The 21554-nt window shown below is 69.6% G+C and carries 16 protein-coding genes and 2 pseudogenes; 14 read left to right on the plus strand and 4 right to left on the minus strand.

Going from position 1 to position 21554, the window contains the following annotated elements; all coding sequences use genetic code 11:
- The 3 genes and pseudogenes from ABZY11_RS21795 to ABZY11_RS21805 form a co-directional block, all read left to right on the plus strand.
- A pseudogene (locus ABZY11_RS21795) lies at positions 1-644 on the plus strand (serine/threonine protein kinase); the annotation flags it as partial.
- A 141-nt stretch (positions 645-785) separates the two neighbouring features.
- Positions 786-2414, plus strand: coding sequence for a succinic semialdehyde dehydrogenase (locus ABZY11_RS21800; protein ID WP_356480719.1), 1629 nt, complete (start codon positions 786-788; stop codon positions 2412-2414).
- 50 nt (positions 2415-2464) lie between these two features.
- Positions 2465-4297, plus strand: coding sequence for a GMC family oxidoreductase (locus ABZY11_RS21805; protein WP_356480720.1), 1833 nt, complete (start codon positions 2465-2467; stop codon positions 4295-4297).
- Positions 4298-4443: 146 nt separating this feature from the next.
- Here ABZY11_RS21805 and ABZY11_RS21810 read toward each other — a convergent pair whose 3' ends face one another.
- Positions 4444-5487 carry an LAETG motif-containing sortase-dependent surface protein gene (locus tag ABZY11_RS21810; RefSeq protein ID WP_356480721.1) on the minus strand — a complete coding sequence of 348 codons (1044 nt, stop codon included), beginning with the start codon at positions 5485-5487 and terminating at the stop codon, positions 4444-4446.
- Between the two features lie 556 nt (positions 5488-6043).
- A complete protein-coding gene (locus ABZY11_RS21815) occupies positions 6044-6346 on the minus strand; it encodes a chorismate mutase (RefSeq protein WP_356480722.1) in 303 nt (100 codons plus the stop codon).
- A 357-nt stretch (positions 6347-6703) separates the two neighbouring features.
- Here ABZY11_RS21815 and guaA point away from each other — a divergent pair, with 357 nt between their 5' ends.
- The 5 genes and pseudogenes from guaA to ABZY11_RS21840 all read left to right on the plus strand — a co-directional run bounded on the left by guaA (position 6704) and on the right by ABZY11_RS21840 (position 11864).
- The gene (gene guaA / locus ABZY11_RS21820; protein ID WP_356480723.1) at positions 6704-8299 is read left to right on the plus strand and encodes a glutamine-hydrolyzing GMP synthase; all 1596 of its coding nucleotides are present in this window, start codon (positions 6704-6706) and stop codon (positions 8297-8299) included.
- Positions 8300-8411: 112 nt separating this feature from the next.
- Positions 8412-8990 (plus strand): annotated as a pseudogene (locus ABZY11_RS21825) (Uma2 family endonuclease).
- Positions 8991-9094: 104 nt separating this feature from the next.
- The gene (locus ABZY11_RS21830) at positions 9095-9865 is read left to right on the plus strand and encodes a class II aldolase/adducin family protein (RefSeq protein WP_356480724.1); all 771 of its coding nucleotides are present in this window, start codon (positions 9095-9097) and stop codon (positions 9863-9865) included.
- A 113-nt stretch (positions 9866-9978) separates the two neighbouring features.
- The gene (locus tag ABZY11_RS21835) at positions 9979-11247 is read left to right on the plus strand and encodes a hypothetical protein (RefSeq protein ID WP_356480746.1); all 1269 of its coding nucleotides are present in this window, start codon (positions 9979-9981) and stop codon (positions 11245-11247) included.
- 107 nt (positions 11248-11354) lie between these two features.
- Entirely contained in the window at positions 11355-11864 is a 510-nt protein-coding gene (locus tag ABZY11_RS21840; protein ID WP_356480725.1) for a DoxX family protein, read from the plus strand.
- Here ABZY11_RS21840 and ABZY11_RS21845 read toward each other — a convergent pair.
- A complete protein-coding gene (locus ABZY11_RS21845; RefSeq protein ID WP_356480726.1) occupies positions 11771-12034 on the minus strand; it encodes a hypothetical protein in 264 nt (87 codons plus the stop codon). The genes ABZY11_RS21840 and ABZY11_RS21845 overlap by 94 nt on opposite strands.
- Positions 12021-13358: a PspC domain-containing protein gene (locus ABZY11_RS21850; RefSeq protein WP_356480727.1), complete on the minus strand. Its 1338-nt coding sequence runs from the start codon at positions 13356-13358 to the stop codon at positions 12021-12023. Before ABZY11_RS21850 ends, ABZY11_RS21845 begins: the two co-directional genes overlap by 14 nt.
- A gap of 168 nt (positions 13359-13526) precedes the next feature.
- Between ABZY11_RS21850 and ABZY11_RS21855 the strand changes: the two genes are divergently transcribed.
- The 6 genes from ABZY11_RS21855 (at position 13527) to ABZY11_RS21880 (ending at position 21552) form a co-directional block, all read left to right on the plus strand.
- On the plus strand, positions 13527-14825 hold the full coding sequence (locus ABZY11_RS21855) for a PspC domain-containing protein (protein ID WP_356480728.1): 1299 nt from the start codon (positions 13527-13529) through the stop codon (positions 14823-14825).
- Complete coding sequence (locus ABZY11_RS21860; RefSeq protein ID WP_328887513.1) at positions 14809-15504, plus strand: response regulator transcription factor; 696 nt, start codon at positions 14809-14811, stop codon at positions 15502-15504. Before ABZY11_RS21855 ends, ABZY11_RS21860 begins: the two co-directional genes overlap by 17 nt.
- A gap of 79 nt (positions 15505-15583) precedes the next feature.
- On the plus strand, positions 15584-16837 hold the full coding sequence (locus tag ABZY11_RS21865; RefSeq protein WP_356480729.1) for an ATP-binding protein: 1254 nt from the start codon (positions 15584-15586) through the stop codon (positions 16835-16837).
- A complete protein-coding gene (locus ABZY11_RS21870; RefSeq protein ID WP_356480730.1) occupies positions 16837-17553 on the plus strand; it encodes an RloB family protein in 717 nt (238 codons plus the stop codon). Before ABZY11_RS21865 ends, ABZY11_RS21870 begins: the two co-directional genes overlap by 1 nt.
- A 98-nt stretch (positions 17554-17651) precedes the next feature.
- Positions 17652-20327 (plus strand): class I SAM-dependent DNA methyltransferase, encoded by a 2676-nt coding sequence (locus ABZY11_RS21875; protein WP_356480731.1) that lies wholly within the window; start codon positions 17652-17654, stop codon positions 20325-20327.
- Positions 20317-21552: a restriction endonuclease subunit S gene (locus ABZY11_RS21880; RefSeq protein WP_356480732.1), complete on the plus strand. Its 1236-nt coding sequence runs from the start codon at positions 20317-20319 to the stop codon at positions 21550-21552. The genes ABZY11_RS21875 and ABZY11_RS21880 overlap by 11 nt, the downstream gene beginning before the upstream one ends.
- Positions 21553-21554: the final 2 nt, after the last annotated feature.

Genomic DNA, 21554 nt, shown 5'->3' on the forward strand with positions numbered 1-21554 from the left:
GGGCGACCACGGCGAGGTTGGCCAGGCTGCGTTTGACGTGGGCCCATCTCGCCGCGATGAAGTTCGGGGACCGGGCGGAGAACGCCGCCGCAAACGGCGGCACGGGCACGCACGCGCCCGTCGCCCCCGGCAAGCGCAACACCCCGCCCGCGGCGAAGCCCGATGTGCCGGTGGTGAAGGACGTGCCCAAAGGCTGGAAGCGGGTGAACGACCCCGAGGGCTTCAGCCTGACCGTACCCGAGGGCTGGGAGCGCCGGGCGGACGGCAACCAGGTCGACTACACCCCGGACAACGGCGTGCACTACATCCGGATCAGCATCGACCCGGCGCCCGACTTCGACAACCCGTACATGCACATGCTGAGCCTGGAGAAGCAGCTCGCCGAACGGCTTCCCGGTTACCAGCGCAAGACCCTGCACTCCAACACGTACCGGGACCGGCCGGGTTCGCTCTGGGAGTTCACCTGGACCGAGACCAAGGACCATCCGGGCCCCCGTCACGCGATCGACCAGATGTACTTCGGCGAGGAGGGCGGTCCGGAGTACGCGATGTACATGACGGGCCCGGCGGACGACTGGGACACGACCCGGGCGCAGTTCGACACGATGCTGCGCGGATGGCGTGCCCCCGGCAGCTCCGGCTGAGGTCCGCCGGACCCCTGCCGCGATGGCAGGGGTCCTGATCAGGGGCTTTGTTGCCAGTGATCGCTGGCTCGTTTGTGGGGACTGTGAAAACCCGTTACTCACGGGTACCCAAAGTGTGCGGCTGGACGTACTCTCGCCCTCATGACGGACTCGCAGGCCTCCACGTCCACCTCCGCAGCCCCGGTCGGCACCAACCCGGTGGCCGCCGCCCCCGCAGGCGTGCGCACCGCCGCCGATGTGGTGACTCCCGAGGTGATCGCCCAGCTGACCCGAGGCGTGGCCGGCTCGGGCCGTACGGCCAACCACACCCCCTTCACCGGGGAGAAGCTGGCCGACCTGCCGGAGTCCACCCCCGAGGACGTGGCGGGCGCCTTCGAGCGGGCCCGTGCCGCCCAGCCCGCCTGGGCCGCGACGCCCGTCCGCGCCAGGGCCGCCGTACTGCTCCGCTTCCACGACCTCGTGCTCAGCCGCCAGGCCGAGGTGCTCGACCTCATCCAGTTGGAGACCGGCAAGGCCCGGCTGCACGCCCACGAGGAGGTGCAGGCCGTCGCCGTCGCGGCCCGCCACTACGGGCGCAGGGCCGCCTCGTACCTGAAGCCGAAGCGGCACACCGGAGTCGTGCCGACCCTGACCAAGGTCACCGAGCTGCGCCAGCCGCGCGGCGTCATCGGGCAGATCGCCCCGTGGAACTACCCGTTCGAGTTGTCCGTCGGCGACGCGCTGCCCGCGTTCGTCTCCGGCAACGCCGTCGTGATGAAGCCCGACACGGAGACCGCGCTGACCGCGCTGTGGGCCCGTGACCTGCTGATCGAGGCCGGACTGCCCGCCGAGGTCTTCCAGGTCGTCCTCGGCGAGGGCCCCGTCGTCGGCCCCGAGGTCGTCAAGCACGCCGACTACGTCTCGTTCACCGGCTCCACCCGCACCGGCCGCGAGGTCGCGCAGGGCGCGGCGTCCCGGCTCGTCGGCGTCTCGCTGGAGCTCGGCGGCAAGAACGCCATGCTGGTCCTGAAGGACGCCGACGTGGAGAAGGCCGCCGCCGGCGCCGTCCGCGCCTGCTTCTCCTCCGCGGGCCAGCTCTGCATCTCCATCGAGCGGCTGTACGTCCACGAGTCGATCGCCGACGACTTCGTGGCCCGCTTCGCCGCTCGTACGAAGGCCATGCGGCTCGGCAACTCCCTCGCCTACGGCGCCGACATGGGTTCCCTGGTCGGCGAGCGCCAGCTGGAGACCGTCACCCGGCACGTCGCGGAGGCCGTCGAGAAGGGCGCCAGGCTCGTCGCGGGCGGGGTCGCCCGCCCCGACATCGGCCCGCTGTTCTACGAGCCGACCATCCTCGACGGCGTCGAGGCACCGATGGCCGTATGCAGCGAGGAGACCTTCGGCCCGGTCGTCTCCATCTACCGCTTCACCGACGAGGACGAGGTCGTCGCCCTGGCCAACGCCACCCCGTACGGCCTGAACTCCAGTGTCTGGACCAAGGACTCCCGGCGCGGCCACCAGGTCGCCGCCCGGCTGCGCACCGGCACGGTCAACATCAACGAGGGGTACGCCCCCGCGTACGGCAGCGTGCAGTCCCCGATGGGCGGCATGAAGGACTCCGGTCTCGGCCGTCGGCACGGCTCCGAGGGCATCCTCAAGTACACCGAGGCACAGACCGTCGCCCAGCAGCGGCTGATCCCGCTCGCCCCGTCCTTCGGCATGGACGACGAGAAGTACGCGGCGTTCATGACTCGCAGCCTGAAGGCGATGAAGGCGTTCCGCCTGCGCTGAACACCGGTGGTACCGCCGTACTTTCCGCCCGTTTCGCACCGAGGAGAGCCATGTCCCAGGACAGCCCTGCCCAGAATCGGCCCGTTGCCCCGGAAACGGCCGACGACGACGGCGCGTACGACTACGACGTGCTCGTCGTCGGCTCGGGCTTCGGCGGTGCGGTATCGGCCCTGCGGCTGACCGAGAAGGGGTACCGCGTCGGGGTGCTGGAGGCGGGCCGCCGCTTCACTCCCGGCACCCTCCCCAAGAACTCCTGGGACCTCAAGAACTATCTGTGGGCCCCCGCCCTCGGGCTCTACGGCATCCAGCGCGTCCATCTGCTCGGCAATGTGATGGTGCTGGCCGGTGCGGGCGTCGGCGGCGGCTCGCTCAACTACGCCAACACGCTGTACGTGCCCCCGGCACCGTTCTTCGAGGACCGGCAGTGGGCGGCCATCACCGACTGGCAGGACGAGCTGAAGCCGTACTACGACCAGGCCGAGCGGATGCTCGGGGTCCGGCTCAACCCGACGATGACCCCCTCCGACGTCCACCTGAAGGCGGCCGCGCAGGCCATGGGCGTCGGTGACACCTTCCACCTCGCCCCGGTCGGCGTCTTCTTCGGCGACGGCAAGGACGCCGACGGTGCCACGAGGGCGAAGCCCGGCGGCACGGTCGCCGACCCGTACTTCGGCGGCGCGGGCCCCGCCCGCAAGGCGTGCACCGAGTGCGGCGAATGCATGACGGGCTGCCGCCACGGCGCGAAGAACACCCTCAACGAGAACTACCTCCACCTCGCCGAGAAGGCCGGGGCGGTCATCCACCCGATGACCTCCGTCGTAGCGATCACCGACGACCCGGAGGGCGGCTACCGCGTCACCGCCGTCCCCACCGACCGCCGCAGGAAGGCGAAGCCCACCCGACTGCGCGCCCGCAAGGTGGTTGTCGCGGCCGGCACGTACGGGACTCAGAAGCTGCTGCACACCATGAAGGACAAGGGGCTGCTGCCGCGGCTCTCGGCCCGGCTCGGCGAGCTGACCCGTACCAACTCCGAGGCGCTCGTCGGCTCGCAGACCAGTGACCGGCGCTACCGCAAGAAGCACGGCACCCCGAAGGCCGACTTCACCCGGGGTGTCGCGATCACCTCCTCGATCCACCCCGACGAGAACACCCACATCGAGCCGGTCCGCTACGGCAAGGGCTCCAACGCGATGGGCTCGATGTCCATCCTCCAGGTGCCCTATGGCGGACGACGGGTGCTGGGCTGGCTCGGCAACATGGCCAAACACCCGACGCTCGCCCTGCGTTCGCTCTCCAACCGCCGCTGGTCGGAACGGACCATCATCGGGCTCGTCATGCAGTCGCTCGACAACTCCCTGACCACGTACCGCAAGCCGGGCGGCATAGGAAAGGGCCTGCTCACCGCCCGGCAGGGGCACGGCGCGCCCAACCCGACCCAGATCGAGGAGGCGACCCGCAGCGCCACGCTGCTCGCCGAGGAGATCAACGGCTTCGCGGGGTCGAACGTGGGCGAGCTGATGGGCACCCCGCTCACCGCGCACTTCCTCGGCGGCTGCCCGATCGGCGCCACCGCCGACGACGGGGTGATCGACCCGTACCACCGGCTCTACGGACACCCCGGCATCTCTGTGGTCGACGGCTCCGCGGTCTCCGCGAACCTCGGTGTCAACCCGTCGCTCACCATCACCGCCCAGGCCGAGCGCGCCATGTCGCTGTGGCCCAACAAGGGCGAGGCCGACCCGCGTCCGGCACAGGGCGAGGAGTACCAGCGGCTGGCCGCGGTCGAGCCGCGGTCACCGGCCGTGCCGAAGGACGCCTTCGGAGCGCTGAAGCTGCCGTTCCTCGGGCTGCCCACCGTCCCGCCGAAGAAGAAGCAGCCGTAGGGCCTTTCGTTTGGATCATGCCGGGCTCGCGGGGTCCGGCCTGATCCAAACGAAAGACCCTGGCGGTCACAGCCGACCGGGACAGCAGAAAGGGGCTGCACCCCCCTCCGAGTGCAGCCCCTCCATGGTCACGGTGACCGGATGCGTCACACGCCGGCGTCACCGTTCCTGCGGCGCCGCACGATGAACATCGCGCCCGCGCCGAGCACCACGGCCGCGCCGCCCGCGGTGGCGAACACCGGCAGCGCGGAGGACGAACCGGTCTCCGCGAGGCTGCCGGAGACCGTGCCGGTCGGGTTCTCGGCCGGCTTCGTGGACGGGATCGGGGCACTGCCACCGGTCTGCGGCGTCGAACCGCTCCCGCCGGACTTCACGATCTTGAACTTGTACGCGACGTCGCTGACGCCCATGCAGTCCTTGTCGCCCACGTACAGACCGGCGCCGAGCGTGAAGCCGGCGCCGACGGGGGCAGTCGGCTTCACATTGATGCGCAGCGGGATGTCGACCTCGTACCCCGCGGGGATCTCGTCGGACTGGCCGACGTAACCGACCGCGCGCCCGTCCTCGCTGAGCTCCACCCACCTGTGGGTCTCCGGGTCGAGGGCCTGGAGGCTGACCTGCTTCGAGCGGAACAGGTCGTTGCCCGCCTTGTCGGAGGAGGCGCCCGCGAAGTAGTCGATCTCCTTCACGGCGGACTTCGAGGAGTTGTAGACGTTCATCTTGAACTTGTGCCAGCCGCTGCCCCGGGCGATCCGGCCGGGCAGGCCGTTGATGGAGATGTCCAGGTCGGACTTGACGCACTCCGTCGGCTCCTCCGGGTCCTCGGACTCCGACGGGGACGCGGACGCCGAGGAGCTCGCCGAATTGCTCGGGGTCGCGGCGACGGTCGCGTCCGAGTCCGAGTCCGGAGCGGAACCGGCGGACTCGGAGGCCTCGCCGGGGCCGGCCTCGCCGGGGCCGGGCTCGCCGGGCTCCTCGGCGGGCTCCTCCTCAGCAGGAGTGGAGGCGGACTCGGAGGCGGACGGCTCGGCCTCCGGGGACCCGGAGTCGCTCGGCGAGGGCGAGACGGTGGCCTCGGCGGCAGTGGTCCCGTCCGTCGTCACGGCGAACGCGGCGGGGGCGGCCAGGACCGTGGCAGGAGCGATGACTGCCGTGGCGGCGGCGAGTGCCAGGGCGCGGCGGAGCTTCATGGTGACCTCGGGAGTCCGGCGTACCGCGATGAGCGATACGGGTTCGGGACGGGCCCGCCGTGCGGCAGCATGAGCGGGGCCGGTGGTTCCGCATGGTTGACCCGTGGTCCGCCGCAATGGTTGTCCGGATGCTCACGGAACCTTTATGTGACGCCCATCACGTCCACCCGCACATGAAAGGGCCCCGCGGACCGGGAACCGGCCGGCAGGGCCCTCGTGCGTCGTTGCCGGGACGCGGCCCGCGTCGCGGACCGTTCCGACTGGAATCCCAACCGGAAACGGCCGGCTCCGGGCGTCCCCGGAGCCGGCCGTTTCCTGAGGTGACCGGGCTGCTGTCCCCTGCCGACCGGTCACGCACGCTGGGGCGCGGTCCCACGGCGTACCTGTGGTACGCCACACGCTCCAGCGGAGCCACGCGTGGTTTCCTCTTCCAGAGCCGCCCCTGGCTGGCACGGACACCGGGACCAACGAATCCGTGCCGGACCCGGTCACGCGCCGTACGGGTGAGAGTCCGCCCGAACTGGGATACGCCGGAGTACCCCCGGCCCGCGGGGTGTCACGCCCGGCCGCGGCACAGCTCCAGCAGCGTCATGGCGAGGGAGGTGCCGGGCCTGCCGAGCGCGTCCCGGTACGAGCCGAGGATCTCCATCTCGCGGGAGAGGTTGATCCGGCGGCCGCCGGAGGTGATCCGGGCCTCCTGGACGACTGCCGAGACGGCCATCCGCTCCTGGACGAGCCCGATGATCCGGTCGTCGAGGGTGTCGATCCGGGCCCGTGCGTCGTCGATCAGGGCGGCGGCCTCCTCGGTGTGCGCGCCGGTCTTCTCGGCGGCGGTCTTCGCGGGGGCGGTGCTGGTCATGGTGGTGACTCCTCGTGGGTGGGGTCCCCGAGGCCGGCCGGTCCGTAACGCCAAAGCGCCCCGGGCCTTTCGGCCCGGGGCGCCTGGAACGTTGCTTGGGATCAAGCAGCACGACCATGGCAGCCGGCGGGCCGGATGCCATAGGTAAAGACGAAGGTCGTGTGCTGACGCATGGGACTCAGTATGGCCCCGTTGCCGCGGGCGGACCAACACGTGGCCCGGATGCTGAGACACCGGGTCCGGGCGGGCCGCGGCGACGGCCGCCCCCGCACCCTCGTACGGGCGGGACGACGGCGGACTCCGCAACCCCGGTAGAATCGACAAAACAGACCCCCCTTCACCGCCGGAAGGCCGCCCGTGCCAGCAGCACCCCCCGCCGCCCCCGACACCACCACCGACGTGGTCCTCGTTGTCGACTTCGGCGCGCAGTACGCCCAGCTCATCGCCCGACGCGTCCGTGAGGCCCGGGTCTACAGCGAGATCGTCCCGTCCACCATGCCGGTGGCCGAGATGCTGGCCAAGAACCCCCGGGCGATCATCCTGTCCGGCGGCCCCTCCTCGGTGTACGCGGAGGGCGCGCCGTCCCTCGACCGCGCGCTGTTCGAGGCCGGGGTCCCGGTCTTCGGCATGTGCTACGGCTTCCAGCTGATGGCCACCACGCTCGGCGGCACCGTCGACGACAACGGTGCCCGTGAGTACGGCCGCACCCCGCTCACCGTCTCCAAGACCGGCTCCACGCTCTTCGAGGGCACCCCCGCCGAGCAGTCGGTCTGGATGTCGCACGGCGACGCCTGCTCCGCCGCCCCCGAGGGCTTCACCGTCACCGCGTCCACGGACGTCGTACCGGTCGCCGCCTTCGAGAACGACGAGAAAAAGCTCTACGGCGTCCAGTACCACCCCGAGGTCCTGCACTCCACGCACGGCCAGCAGGTCCTGGAGCACTTCCTCTACCGGGGCGCCGGCATCGAGCCGACCTGGACCACGACCAATGTGGTCGAGGAGCAGATCGCGCTGATCCGCGAGCAGGTCGGCACCAAGCGCGCCATCTGCGGCCTGTCCGGCGGGGTGGACTCGGCGGTCGCCGCGGCCCTTGTGCAGAAGGCCATCGGATCCCAGCTGACCTGCGTGTACGTGGACCACGGTCTGATGCGCAAGGGCGAGAGCGAGCAGGTCGAGAAGGACTTCGTGGCCTCCACCGGAGTCCAGCTGAAGGTCGTCGACGCCGAGGAGCGCTTCCTCGACGCGCTGGCCGGGGTCTCCGACCCCGAGCAGAAGCGGAAGATCATCGGCCGCGAGTTCATCCGGGTCTTCGAGCAGGCCCAGGCCGAGATCGTCGCCGAGGGCGCCGCCGACGGCGAGGAGGTCGCCTTCCTCGTCCAGGGCACGCTCTACCCGGACGTCGTCGAGTCCGGCGGCGGCACCGGCACCGCCAACATCAAGTCGCACCACAACGTGGGCGGCCTCCCCGAGGACATCGAGTTCCAGCTCGTCGAGCCGCTGCGCCAGCTGTTCAAGGACGAGGTCCGGATGGTCGGCCAGGAGCTCGGTCTGCCGGAGGAGATCGTCCAGCGCCAGCCGTTCCCCGGCCCCGGCCTCGGCATCCGGATCGTCGGCGAGGTCACCAAGGAGCGGCTCGACCTGCTCCGCGAGGCCGACGCCATCGCCCGCGAGGAGCTGACCGCGGCCGGCCTGGACCGTGACATCTGGCAGTGCCCGGTGGTCCTGCTCGCCGATGTCCGCTCGGTCGGCGTCCAGGGCGACGGCCGCACCTACGGCCACCCGATCGTGCTGCGTCCGGTCTCCTCCGAGGACGCCATGACGGCCGACTGGTCGCGCCTGCCGTACGAGACGCTCGCCCGGATCTCGACCCGTATCACCAACGAGGTCGCCGACGTCAACCGCGTCGTTCTCGATGTCACGAGCAAGCCGCCGGGCACCATCGAGTGGGAGTGACCTTCCGCAAGGTCAATGCCGATGCCGTCGCTCATTCGTTTGGGCGGCGGCATCGTCGTATGAGCTGGGCAGGCTGGTTGCGGAGACGAGACTCTGCCTCATGGGAGCAATCATGAGTGCCGCACCCGAGTACGAGCTGGACGAGAAGTACAACTACCCGGTCCCCCCTCCCGAGGGCTGGACTGCGGATGATCTCGACCGGCTTCCGAACCTGCCGCGGCGCACTGAGCTGATCGATGGGAGTCTCGTCTTCATGGGTCCGCAGACCAGGTTTCACATGCGGACCGTGCGTCTGCGAGACCTCTCTCCTTGAACAGGCGCCGGACGATCTCGATGTCTTTCGTGAATTCAGCGTCAGGCTGGACAGCCGGAACCGGACGTACTAGTGGGCGGCAGACCTCGCTCAGGCCGGAGGACGTCATCCTGGCGGTGGAGGTCAGTCTCGGAGGAGTCTGCGGACAGGGACCGGGAGGTCAAGCTCCGGAGGCACGCAGCTGCCGGGGTCGTGCACTTCTGGAGGGTGGAGGCGGGCGGGGACGGTCTGCCCATCGTGTACGTCTACGAGCTCGATCCGGCTCTGAAGGCCTACACGCCGACGGGCATCCATCACAACAAGTTGAAGCTGGACGTTCCCTTTCCCCTTGAAATCGACCTCACCGCGATCAACCAGCGGCGGCGACAGACGACGTGAAGGGGTGGTCCTCCCGGCGGATCGCCCTCCGACGCCCCTGGCCACTTGCGGCAACCGGCGGTAACTTCCGGTTCCGTACGCCCTGGGAGCCCCGAGGAGCCGCCATGTCCGAGCCCACACCCATACCCGTGGACCAGCTCCACTTCGCGATGCCGCCCGTCCACGAATCCATGGCCGATGAGCGCGCCCACCGCAAGGAACGGCTGGCCGGGGCACTCAGGCTGTTCGGGGAGTACGGGTACGAGGACGGCGTCTCCGGCCACATCACCACACGGGACCCGGAGTTCACCGACTGCTTCTGGGTCAACCCCTTCGGGGCCCCGTTCGGCGGACTCGCACCGGACGAACTGATCCTGGTCAATGGCGAAGGGCAGGTCGTCGAGGGCCGCCACCACGTCAATCAGGCGGCGTTCGCCGTCCACGCACAGGTGCACCGGGCCCGCCCGGACGCCGTCGCCGTCGCCCACACCCACTCCGTGCACGGGCGGGCCCTGTCCGCGCTCGGCGAGCTCATCGAGCCGATCACCCAGGAATCCTGCGCCTTCTACGAGGACCACGTCCTGTACGACGCGTACACCGGGGTCGTCGTGGACGAGGACGAGGGGCGCCGGATCGCCGCCGCGCTCGGCGGGCGCAAGGCGATCGTGCTGCGCAACCACGGACTGCTGACCGTCGGCGACTCGGTGGACGCGGCCGCATGGTGGTTCATCGCACTGGAGCGCTCCTGCCAGGTGCAGTTGGCCGCGCGGGCGGCCGGGAAACCGGTGCTGATCGAGCACCAGGACGCCGTCGCCACCCGTGAACAGCTGGGCAGCGACCTGGTGGCATGGATCAACTACCAGCCCCTGTGGCGCCGGATCAGTCGCACATTCTGACGACACGCGCCGACGGGCCGCCCCGATGCGGTCCACAGCCCTGCCGTACGGCACAATTCGCAGCGATAACAGCCGAGTTGGCTGTACCGGTGCTTGAAAGGGCGGCGTTCGCAGTGGCGTTGGACGAGGCGAGGGCGGGCAGCACGCACCGCGGCGGCTGCACGTGCGGCGACTGCCCGCACGGGGCGCGCGAGGGCCACCGGCGTGCGGTGGCCGCCTTCCTGGCCAAACGGGACGAACTCGCCGCCGGCCAGGGGCTGCCGCCCGGAGTCGCGCAGTCCGCCTCGGCGACCCGTCAGTGGGTCTCGGACGAGCTGACCCAGTCCGCCAGGACCGTCGCCGAACGGGGCCGGGAGGCGGGCGACGCCTGGCTGTACCGGGTGTGGCGGCGCACCCTGATCGTGGTGTGGGGAAGCGTCGCCCTGCTGGTCATCGGCGAGGCCACCACCGCCATCGGCGCGGGCTGGACCAACGCCCGTACGGCGGGACTGGTCGCCGGACTCGTCACCGCGGGCCTGCTGACCGGCGCCGCCCATGTCCACCGTGGCCGGGGCGGCCTCCTCGCCCCGTTGATCGGCGAGGACAACCGGCTCTCCACCTCTCGGGCGGTCGCCGTCTCCTGGGTGCTGCTCGCGGTCTTCTCCGTACTCGTGCTGGCGCTCCAGCTGGCGGGTGCCTCCGGCCACGCCGAGCGGGACGCACTGATCGAGGGGCTGGATCTGGCCCGGGGCGCCGGGGTGGTCACCGTGCTCGCGCTGGTCTGCGCCGTCGCCGTCGTCGTACGCCGGGTGGTGACCGTACGGGCCCTCGCCGGACGGCTCCAGAAGCTGCGGGCCGACCGGCCACGCGCCGCCGATCTGCTCACCGACGACTCCGGGCGGGGCAGCTTCACGGATGTGCAGTACGTGCTGGTGAGCACCGTCGCCGTGCTGTTCGCCGCGGTCCGCCTCGCCCGCCGCCCCGAGCAGCTGCCGGATCTGCCCTGGGGCCTGGCACTGCTGGTCACCGTCTCGGCACTCGCGTACTTCACCGGGAAGTACGCGGAGGGCGGACGCCCGGTGATCCTCTCGGTGGTCCGGGCCCGCGAGGCCGGGGACCTGGACGCGCCGGTCCGCACCGGCGACGACATCGAGATCCGCGGCGCGGGCTTCGTACCGCCCGGCGCCGGAACACCGGACCGGCTGGCCCGCCTGGTCGTCCGGATCGGCCGGGTCCATGTGCACGTACCACTGATCCCGGTCAGCGGCGGCTTCGCCAACCCGACGGACGGCGTCCTGACCGTGCCGGTACCGGTGGAGGTCGAGCCGGGAGTGGTGGAGGTGCAGGTCGTGACCGCCGCCGGAGTGGAGACGAACCGGGTCGAGATCGACGTGACGGACTGACCCCCGGAGGGGCGGCGGATACCGGCCGGTCGACCCACCGGGGTGAGCAGCGCGTTGTCCGCGTACGTAAGGTCTGGTGACGGGTCTACGGAAGGCGGGGCAGCCACATGCAGGTATACGGAACGAACGTACGCGGTCTGGGCGAGTCGAGAGGGCTCAAGGACCTGGCGCGGGAGCATGCCCTGCTGCCCCTGCGGATCTTCCTCGGTGTCACCTTCATCTACGCCGGGCTCGACAAACTGACGGACAGTGCCTTCTTCCGGGCGAGCGGCGCCGGCTCCATCGGCGAGACCATGCACGCGGTACGCGACTCGTCCGCGATCCCGGCCCTCGTCGACCTCGCGCTGAAGAGCCCCGGCGCCTTCGGGTACGCCATCGCCATCGGTGAACTCGCCGTCGGCCTCGGCACCCTCGTCGGGCTGTGGGCACGGCTCGCCGCGCTCGGCGGGGCGCTGATCTCGCTGAGCCTGTGGCTGACCGTGAGCTGGCAGGTCGAGCCGTACTACTTCGGCAACGACCTGGCCTATCTCATGGCCTGGCTGCCGCTGGTGCTCGCCGGGGCCGCGGCGTTCTCCGTGGACGCCTTCCGCGCGTCACGACGGCGACGGATCCGGTAGTTCACCCAGGTCGCGGTGGCGGCCAGCCAGAGGCCGCCGAAGAACAGCGGGAAGAAGAAGACCCACGGGGCGTCCCAGGCTCCGGCGGCGTCCGCCGCGTAGCCCGCCGCCAGCGTGAGCATGACCACACCCGCCACCGCCCGTCCCGGACGGATCTCATGACGTAGCACGGGTGACCTCCACCTGTCCGATGCCGACTTCGAGAGTGAGCTCGATCGTTCCGGCCGGTCCGTTGCCCGGGGGCGGCGGCAGCGTCCGGTGCTCGTTCTGCGACGGCCTGATGTCCACGTCGGCGGGCTCCCCGGCCGGAGCCTCGCCGGGGCGGCTGACCGGCAGGGTGATGTCGCCGAAGCCCGCCCGCGCGTTCACCTTCACCGTCACCGCCTTCGGTACGACGACCACCGCGCGGCCGGCCCCGACCCCCACCTCCGTCACGAGGGTGTCGCCCCGGGGAACCGTGATCCCGGTGAGGTCCAGCCGTGCCACTCCGGTGCCCAGCTGGTAGCGCGGCTGGACGGCGGCCACCGAGGCCGGGCGCCACCCCTCGCGCACCCACTGCGTGGAGATGTCCTTGGGCAGCGCGGAGGCACAGGCCAGCAGGACGGCCGTGATCATCGACAGCATGACCGTGCCGAACCCCGTCCGGCCCAGGAACGCGCTGACCAGCATCCCCAGCCCGAACACCCCGAGCGCGGCGGCCAGGCCGAACTGCAGACTCGTGCCGAGCGGCTGGGACTCCCAGCTCAGCCCCGTGCCCAGCCCGCCCGCGATCAGCGCGAACAGGAACACCAGACCGCCGATCGAGGTCGGGCCCCTGGTACCGGGCTCCCGCCGGGGCGCGCGGAACGGATCGTCCGGCGCCGCCCCCGAGGGGCGCACCGTCCGGCCCGGGAGCGCGGCATCGGCCGGACCCCACAGATAGCCGACGCCCACCGGCCCCGACGTGCCGTCCTTGACGATCGGGTCCCGCCACCACGACGGGCTGCCCGGCGACGGCGGCGCCTTCACCTCGGGCGGCGCGTCCGCCACCGCCTGCGCGGTCGCCGGATGCAGCGGGTCCTCGGGCGCCGCGGTCCTGCGGTGCTGCGTCCACACCGCGAAGCCGACCACCGCGAGCGACAGCATCGCGGAGAACGCCAGCGTGCCGCCGTTGCCCAGCATCGAGAGGAAGAGACCGCAGCCGATCAGCGCGAGCAGCACCGCGATCAGCGAGGCCCCCTCCACCCGCCCGGACAGCAGCCTGCGCGCCTCGTTCTCCTCCTCGCCGTCCACGGGGACCAGCAGCCAGGCGAAGCCGTAGAAGATCAGCCCGATGCCACCGGTCACGGACAGCACACCGAGCACGATCCGGAAGATCACCGGATCGACGTCGCAGTACCGGCCGAGCCCGCCGCACACCCCGGCCACGACCTTGTGCCGCGGACTGCGCCGCAGCAGAGGGGCCGGTTCGGGGGGCGGAGCGACACCGGGGGAGGCGTCCTGGGGAACGGTCATGGCTCCATGGTGACGGGCCGGGAGCCCGTCCGGGACCCGCGCCGACCCTGGCCGATCCCTGATATTGGCCGGACGGGCCCCTGCGGGACCGCCCGTGCCGGGCACTCAGGGGTCGCTCAGGGGCCGACCCTGATGCCGTCACCCATTCGGACATGTGACGATCGGGGCATGCCAGCCGCCACCACCCGAGCCACCAGCTCCCGCAGCGCCGACCCGGAGGAGCAGCCGCTGCGCAAGCTGTACCGCAGCGCCGACGGACGACTGCTGGGCGGCGTCGCGCGCGGTCTCGCCGGGCATCTCGGGCTGCCCGTCGTCTGGGTGCGGTTCGTCTTCCTCGGCCTGTTCTTCGCGGACGGCCTCGGCGCGCTGCTCTACGCCGTGTTCTGGATCGTCGTCCCGCTCGGCGTCGGCGGCGTCGAGGCACCCCGCTCGGTCTTCGAGACCGCCCCGGACGGCAGGCGCCGGCTCCGCAAACCCGACAGGGGCCAGGTCTTCGCCCTGATCGCACTGCTCTTCGGCGCCATGATCTTCGTCGGCAATGTCGACATGGGCAGCGGGGCCAACCGCTACATCTGGCCCACGCTGCTGATCGGCGCCGGTTCCGTACTGGTCTGGCGGCAGGCCGACAATGCCCGGCGCGCCCGCTGGATGGAGGTCGGCAGCCGCCGCCGGGTCCTGCACCTGGTCCGGGGGCTCGCCGGGGTCGCCCTGGTCGGCCTGGGCCTGGCCGTCTTCATGGTGGTACGCGGCTCAGCGGCCCAGCTCGGCAACGTCATGACCGCGGCCATCGCCGTCCTCACCGGCATCGCGCTGCTGGCCGGCCCCTACCTCGTGCGCATGACCCAGGACCTCTCCGAGGAACGCCTGATGCGCATCCGGGCCCAGGAGCGCGCCGAGGTGGCCGCCCATGTCCATGACTCGGTGCTGCACACCCTCACCCTGATCCAGCGCAACGCGGAGGACGCCGGCGAGGTCCGCAGGCTGGCCCGCGCCCAGGAACGCGAACTGCGCAACTGGCTGTACAACCCCGAGGGCACCGGCAAGGACGAGGACGACGAACCCGAGACCCTCGCCGAAGCGGTCAAGCGCGCCGCCGCCGAGGTCGAGGACAAGCACGGTGTCCCACTGGAGGTCGTCGTGGTCGGCGACTGCCCGCTGGACGAGAAGCTGACCGCACAGATGCAGGCCGCACGCGAAGCGATGGTCAACGCCGCCAAGTACGGTGGCGAGGGCGGCGCCGTGCAGGTCTACGCGGAGGTCGAGGGCCGCACGGTCTTCGTCTCGGTGCGCGACCGGGGTCCGGGATTCGACCTGGACTCCGTACCGGGGGACAGAATGGGCGTACGAGAATCAATCATCGGCCGGATGCAGCGCAACGGCGGTACGGCGCGGCTGCGTTCGGTGCCCGGCGGGGGCACGGAAGTCGAGCTGGAGATGGAGAGGGCGAGCGATGACGGAGACCACTGAGGCGGCCGGGGGCCCGGAGCGCCGGGTACGGGTCGTGCTCGTCGACGACCACCGGATGTTCCGCACCGGCGTCCAGGCCGAGATCGGCCGCACCGAGGAGACCGGCGTCGAGGTGGTCGGCGAGGCCGCCGACGTAGACCAGGCGGTCACCGTCATCACGGCGACCCGCCCCGAGGTCGTCCTGCTCGATGTGCACCTGCCGGGCGGCGGCGGCGTCGAGGTGCTGCGCCGCTGCGCCCCGCTGATGGGGGCCGTCGAGAACCCGGTGCGGTTCCTGGCGCTGTCCGTCTCGGACGCCGCCGAGGATGTCATCGGCGTCATCCGGGGCGGCGCCCGCGGCTATGTCACCAAGACGATCACCGGCACCGACCTGGTCGACTCGGTCTTCCGGGTCCAGGACGGCGACGCGGTGTTCTCGCCCCGGCTGGCCGGCTTCGTCCTCGACGCCTTCGCCTCCACGGACGCGCCGCCGGTCGACGAGGACCTGGACCGGCTGACCCAGCGCGAGCGCGAGGTGCTGCGGCTGATCGCCCGCGGTTACGCGTACAAGGAGATCGCCAAGCAGCTGTTCATCTCGGTGAAGACGGTCGAGTCGCATGTCTCGGCGGTGCTGCGCAAGCTCCAGCTGTCGAACCGGCACGAGCTGACCCGGTGGGCGACGGCGCGACGGCTGGTCTGAGCCCGAGATCCGTTCCTACGGTTCAGTAGGCGCGTGAGCGATCACGCGGCTACCCTGTGCGCGACGGAAGGAGGACGGCATGCTGCTGAGATTCCGCACGGCGAATGTACGGTCGCTGCGCGACGAGCAGGAGCTGTCCTTCGTCGTACCACCGGGCGAGGAATCGGATGTCGCGCGGACCGTCGAGCTCTCCGACGGAAAGCAGCTCCAGGTCTATCCCTTGCTGGGCATCTTCGGCGCGAACGCGTCGGGCAAGTCCAATGTGATCTTCGCGCTGAAGAAGATGCGTGAAGCGGTCCTCAGTTCGTACGGCGAGTGGACCTCGTACCAAGGGATTCCGCGCGAGGTGTTCGCGCTGGATCCGAAGGCCGAGGCGGAAAGCGCCTTCTACGAAGCCGACTTCGTGCTGGACGACGGCGTCCGCTGGACCTATGGCTTCGAGCTGGGCGCGGAGCGCGTGGAGGCCGAGTGGCTGCACGCCTACCCCAAGGGCCGCCGCCAGGTGTGGTTCGACCGCGACGCGACGCGCGAGAAGGTCTTCGACTTCCCCGGCGACCGGGTGCAGGACCGGGCCCTGCTGGCCCGTATGACCCGTGCGGACGCGCTTCTGCTGTCCCGTGCGGCCAACGACAACCACCAGCAACTCACGCGTATCTTCGACTGGTTCAAGCAGAACCTCTGGGACATCACCCCGGAGACGGAGATCGCGCAGCGGGAGGCTTTCACCGCGCGCAAGCTGCTCGACGAACGCTCCCGGGAGCGTATCGAGGAGCTGCTGCGCGTCGCCGATCTGGGCATCAGCGGAGCCGAGGTGGAACAGCGGCCGGGACAGGCCCCGTCGGTCAGATTGCTGCACTCCGGCGGAAGCGACGGAGCCGTACCGCTCGACTGGAAGCGGGAGTCCTTCGGCACGCGGTCGTGGTTCGCGCTGATCGGCCCGCTCCTGCTGGCGCTGGACGAGGGCGCGGTCCTGCTGATCGACGAACTGGACGCCAGCCTGCACCCGCGTTTCGCGGCGGAGGTCGTACGGCTCTTCCAGGCCCCTTGGGCCAACACCAGGGGCGCCCAGCTCGTCTTCACGTCCCACGACCCGTCATTGCTCAGCACGCCTCGGGGCGGTCGGCAGCTGGAGCCTGGACAGGTCTGGCTCACCGAGAAGGACCGGGCCGGCGCCACCGAGATCTACCCGCTGAGCGATGTGGAACCGGGCGAGGAGGAGGACCTCACGGACTCCTACCTCGCGGGTGCTTTCGGGGGTGTACCGAAGATGGCCGCCGGACAGATCGGGCGCAAGCTGCTGGCATCACGTACAGGGGAGGCGGAGCGTTCCTGATGGCGAGGGACAGGGGGCGGGACAACCCGGGGCGTGGGCGAAAGCAGCGGCCGGAGGAGCGGCCGCGAGAGGTGTACGTCTTCACGGAGGGCGAGGTCACGGAACCGGGATTCGTCGAGTACGTGCGTGATCACGGAACCCCCGCCAAGCAGGGCCGCAGCGTCGAGATCTTCTTCGAGAACCTGACCGCGCCCTCGAAACGCCGTAAGCCCCTGCCTTTGGTGGAGGAGGCCATTCCGTACGTTGCGAGAGCCGAGAGGACGGCGCGGAAAGCCGGGCTCAAGGAGAAGGACTGGAACTGGCCGCAGGTCTGGTGCCTCTTCGACCGGGATCAGCATGAGGACATCCCGTCCGCCTTCGCCAGGGCGAGAAGAGCGGGCGTGAGGATCGCCTACTCCCACCCCTGCTTCGAGCTGTGGCGGCTGCTCCACTACCAGAACTACACGAGCACCTTCGGCGGCGTCTGCGACAGCGCGGCGGACCGCCTCAAGCAGCAACCGGGCTTCGCGCAGACCTATGGTCCGACCATCCGGAGCGTCTCTCCGGAGACGGCGAAGCGTGTGATGCCGGAGCAGCTCCGCGGCAGGTACGAGAAGGCCCGCCGCTTCGCCCAGCAGCGGAACGCCACGCATACCGGCCCGGACCAGACCCGCTGGGACCCGTACACCGACGTGTGGAGCTTCGTCGAGGACGGGCTGGGCATCGCCGACTACTGACGGGAGCGGGCGGGGTGCTTCGGTCTCTCGCGTGCCGGTGACGCCGTAGGCTTCCGGGTGCAACCGGACCGAAGTCAGACGTAGAGGGAGTGCCGTACGTGGCCAAGCTCACGCTCGCGCAATTGGAACGCCATCTCTTCGCAGCGGCGGACATTCTGCGCGGCACGATGGACGCCGCCGAGTATCGGGACTTCATCTTCGTCCTGCTTTTCCTCAAGAGAGTCAACGACGAGTTCGATGCCGCACGAGAGCTGATTCTCGCCGAGGCCCTGGCGGCCGGGTCCTCCGAGGAGGAGGCCGAGGAGGAAGCGGAGACCTACCAGAACTACCGGTTGCGCGGAGTCGTGTACGTACCGGAGGAGGCCCGCTGGGAGCGGCTCGCCGGGGGAGTCGACGAGATCGCGACGCATTACCTCCAGCCGGCCCTCGACAAGCTGGAGTCGCAGCCCGGCAACGGAGAGCTGCGGGGCCTGTTCAGCCACGTCAACTTCAACCGTATCGGCGGTGGCAGGAGCTCGTCGGCGGCGGATCTCGCCGACAAGCGGCTGGCCGCGCTCATCGAGCACTTCGGTGGCATCCGGCTCCGGGGTGAGGACTTCGAGTTCCCGGACATGATCGGTGCCGCGTACGAGTACCTGATCAAGGACTTCGCGGATACGGCGGGCAGCAAGGGCGGCGAGTTCTACACCCCGCGTGCGGTCGTCCGGATGATGGTCGAGCTGGCCCGGCCGACGGCCGGAATGCGGATCTACGACCCGTGTGTCGGCTCCGGCGGAATGCTCATCCACGCCAAGGAGTACATCGACGAACACGGTGGCGACTCCGGGAATCTGTTCCTCGCCGGGCAGGACGCCAACAGTGGCTCGTGGGTCATGGCCACCATGAACATGCTCTTCCATGGTGCGAAGTCGTTCTCGTTGAAGACGGGCGACACCCTCACCAATCCGCTGCACCCGGAGGCCGATTTCGACCTGGTGCTCAGCAATCCGCCGTTCTCCATGGACTACAAGGAGGACGAGGTACCGCACCTGGGGGATCGGATGCCATACGGTGCGGCCCCCGAAAAGGGCAAGGCCGACCTCATGTTCCTCCAGCACATGCTGGACATGGTGCGGGTGAAGGGCGGATCGGTCTTCACCGTGATGCCGCACGGCGTCCTCTTCCGGGGCGGCGGCGAACAGAAGATCCGCACGAAGCTGCTGGACGCGCACCTGATCGAGGCCGTGATCGGCCTCGCGCCGAACCTCTTCTACGGGACCGGCATCCCGGCCTGCGTCATCGTGCTCCGCCCCCCGGAGCAGCGGCCGAAGGACCAGCGGGACAAGGTGCTGTTCATCAACGCCGACCGCGAGTACCAGGCGGTGCGCGCGCAGAGTGTGCTGCTGCCCGAGCACGTCGAGAAGATCGTCTCGACTTTCCACGCCTACAAGGATGTCGAAGGCTTCGCGAAGGTGGTGGACCGGAGCGACCTGGCGGAGAACGCCGACAACCTGAACATCCGCCGCTACGTGGACAACACCCCGCCGCCGGAGCCGCAGGACGTACGGGCACACCTGATGGGTGGCGTGCCGGTCGCGGAGATCGAGGCGAAGAAGTCACTGCTCGACGCGTACGCGGTGGACGCGCTGGAGCTGTTCGCGGCGCGGGAGGGCGACCCGGAGTACGTCGACTTCCTGCCGGAGGGCGAACGCCCGGACGCGGCCCGGCTGACCGAGCTGGCGGGCAAGCGGGAGGCGGTGCTGTGGAAGGCGTTCGAGGAGTGGTGGACGTCGGAGGCCGAGCAGATCGCCCTGCTGGCTCCGGCGGATGATGGCGATGACCGTACGGAGAACGAACGCAAGGCCCAACTGGCCAGGCTGCGCGAGGACTTGATCACCTCCTTCCGATCCCGCCTCCTTCAGGTCGGCCTTCTCGACCGGTACGCGCTGGCCGGCGCGGTCGCCGGGTGGTGGCACGAGGGCAAGAACGACCTCAAGGCGCTTTCGGTGAACGGCTTCGGCGGCGTCATCGACGGCTGGATCGACATGGTCAAGACGATGCTGGCCGCAGAACCGGACCCGAGCACGGGCGGCAGCCGAAAGCGCTCGGCGGCGGAAAGGCGCCAGGCATACGACCACAAGGTGGTCGCCGCCATCGCCCCGGAGTTCCTGGAGCGGCTCGCGGCAGCGGACCGAGCCAAAGCGGATCTGGACGCGAAGGTGAAGGCAGCCGAGGAGGCGAAGGCGGCCCTCGCGGCGGCGGAGAAGGCGGCAGCCGAGTCCGGCGAGGAGGACGCGGAGGTGGACCCGGCCCTGGCGGAGGCCGTGCTCGCGCCGAAGGCCCTGGCGAAGCTGAAGAAGGACCGGACGGCGGCTGGCAAGGCCGTGACCGACCTGGAGAACGACTTCTGGCCGATCGACCCGGGGAAGAAGCCGAAGAAGGCGGTGGCGGCTGCCGAGGCCAAGGCGGCTGCGGCGGAGGACGTGCAGGAGTCGCTGCTGGACGTGGTTGCGGGGGATGGCGGAGCCGAGGCTGAGGCGACGGTGCCCCTGCTTACTCGGGTGCGGCAAGGAATGGATGACGGGGCAAAGAGGGACGCCGTGTTGGGCATCCTGCGTGACGATCTTGTGCGCAAGTTGGACGGGCATGTGGTGCGGGGGCGCCGGGGACTGGTGGAGTCGTTCCAGGTGTGGGCGGGAAAGTATGCGGACTCATTGCAGGACATCGAGGACAGGCGAATTCACGCGACGGCACAGTTGAGTGACCTTCTGAAGGAGCTTGGCTATGGGCAGTGAAGTGTGGCTCGAAGCGCCGCTGAAGAGCCGCCTACTCCGGATTGAGGGCGGCCGTAGCCCGGACCTGCCTGACACTCCCGCAGCAGCTGGCGGTTGGGGAGTGCTCAAGGTTAGCGCTGTTCACAGGTCAGGTTTTCGTCCGGGAGAGAACAAGGAGGTCTCCGATGTTGCACTCGTCGACGAACGCTACGAGGTTCAGGCGGGTGATCTTTTGATTTCGCGCTCGAATACTCCTGAACTGGTTGGCTCTGCATGCATCGCCACTTCCAGCTCATCACGTTTGCTTCTGTCAGATAAGACGCTTCGGCTTGTGGTTGATCAAGAGCTGGCAGATGCCCGCTTCGTGAATTTCAGCCTTTCGGGCCCTGCCCTACGCAGTCAAATCGAGAATGCCGCGTCGGGTAGTAGTCGAAGTATGCAGAACATCAGCCAACTCTCCATTGAGCGATTGATGCTGCCGTGGCCACCGATCGCTGAACAGCGTCGGATTGTTGGAGTGCTTGACGCTGTTTCGGTTGAGGAGGACTCCATTGGGGCCTCAATCGCGAAGATTCACGCCGTACGCCAGGGGATTCTACTCAGCTCAATGCCCCTGGATGCACAGGCGGTTCCCCTCGAAGGCTGGGTTCGATTCCCACTCAAGGTGGTTGTTCCGTCCACCGACTACGGAATTTCCGAAGCGTTGGTCAGCGACCCGCAAGGCATGCCGGTCTTGCGCATGAACAACATCCGCGACGGTCGAGTGGATGCCGACGAACTTCGCTACTGCCCCACCTCCGTGCCGGACAGGCTCGTGCTGCGGCATGGAGACGTGCTGTTCAACCGAACCAACAGCATTGAGCACGTTGGTAAAGCCGCCATGTGGAAGGATGATCTGCCGAAGGCCACGTTCGCTTCCTACTTGGTTCGTCTGAACCCTGACCTCCGGCAGATCACACCGGAATACTTGGTGGAGTGGCTTCAGCATCCGCTCATTCGGCAACGAGTAAAGGCGATTTCGACAGTCGCTGTCCAGCAGGTGAATGTGAATCCGACCCGCCTCCGCGACCTCGAAATCGACCTCCCCATTTCTCTGGACGAACAGCGCAGGATCGTGAGCTCGCTCGCCGCCTGTGATGACCGAATTCGCTGCGAGGAAGAGGAGCTTGCCAAGCTCCGCCAGCTGAAGACTGGCCTTGCGGACGATTTGTTGGCGGGCAGGCCGGTCGGGGCCGGGCGGAGCTGATG

Source organism: Streptomyces sp. NPDC006510, from assembly GCF_040611955.1.
Taxonomy (GTDB): domain Bacteria; phylum Actinomycetota; class Actinomycetes; order Streptomycetales; family Streptomycetaceae; genus Streptomyces.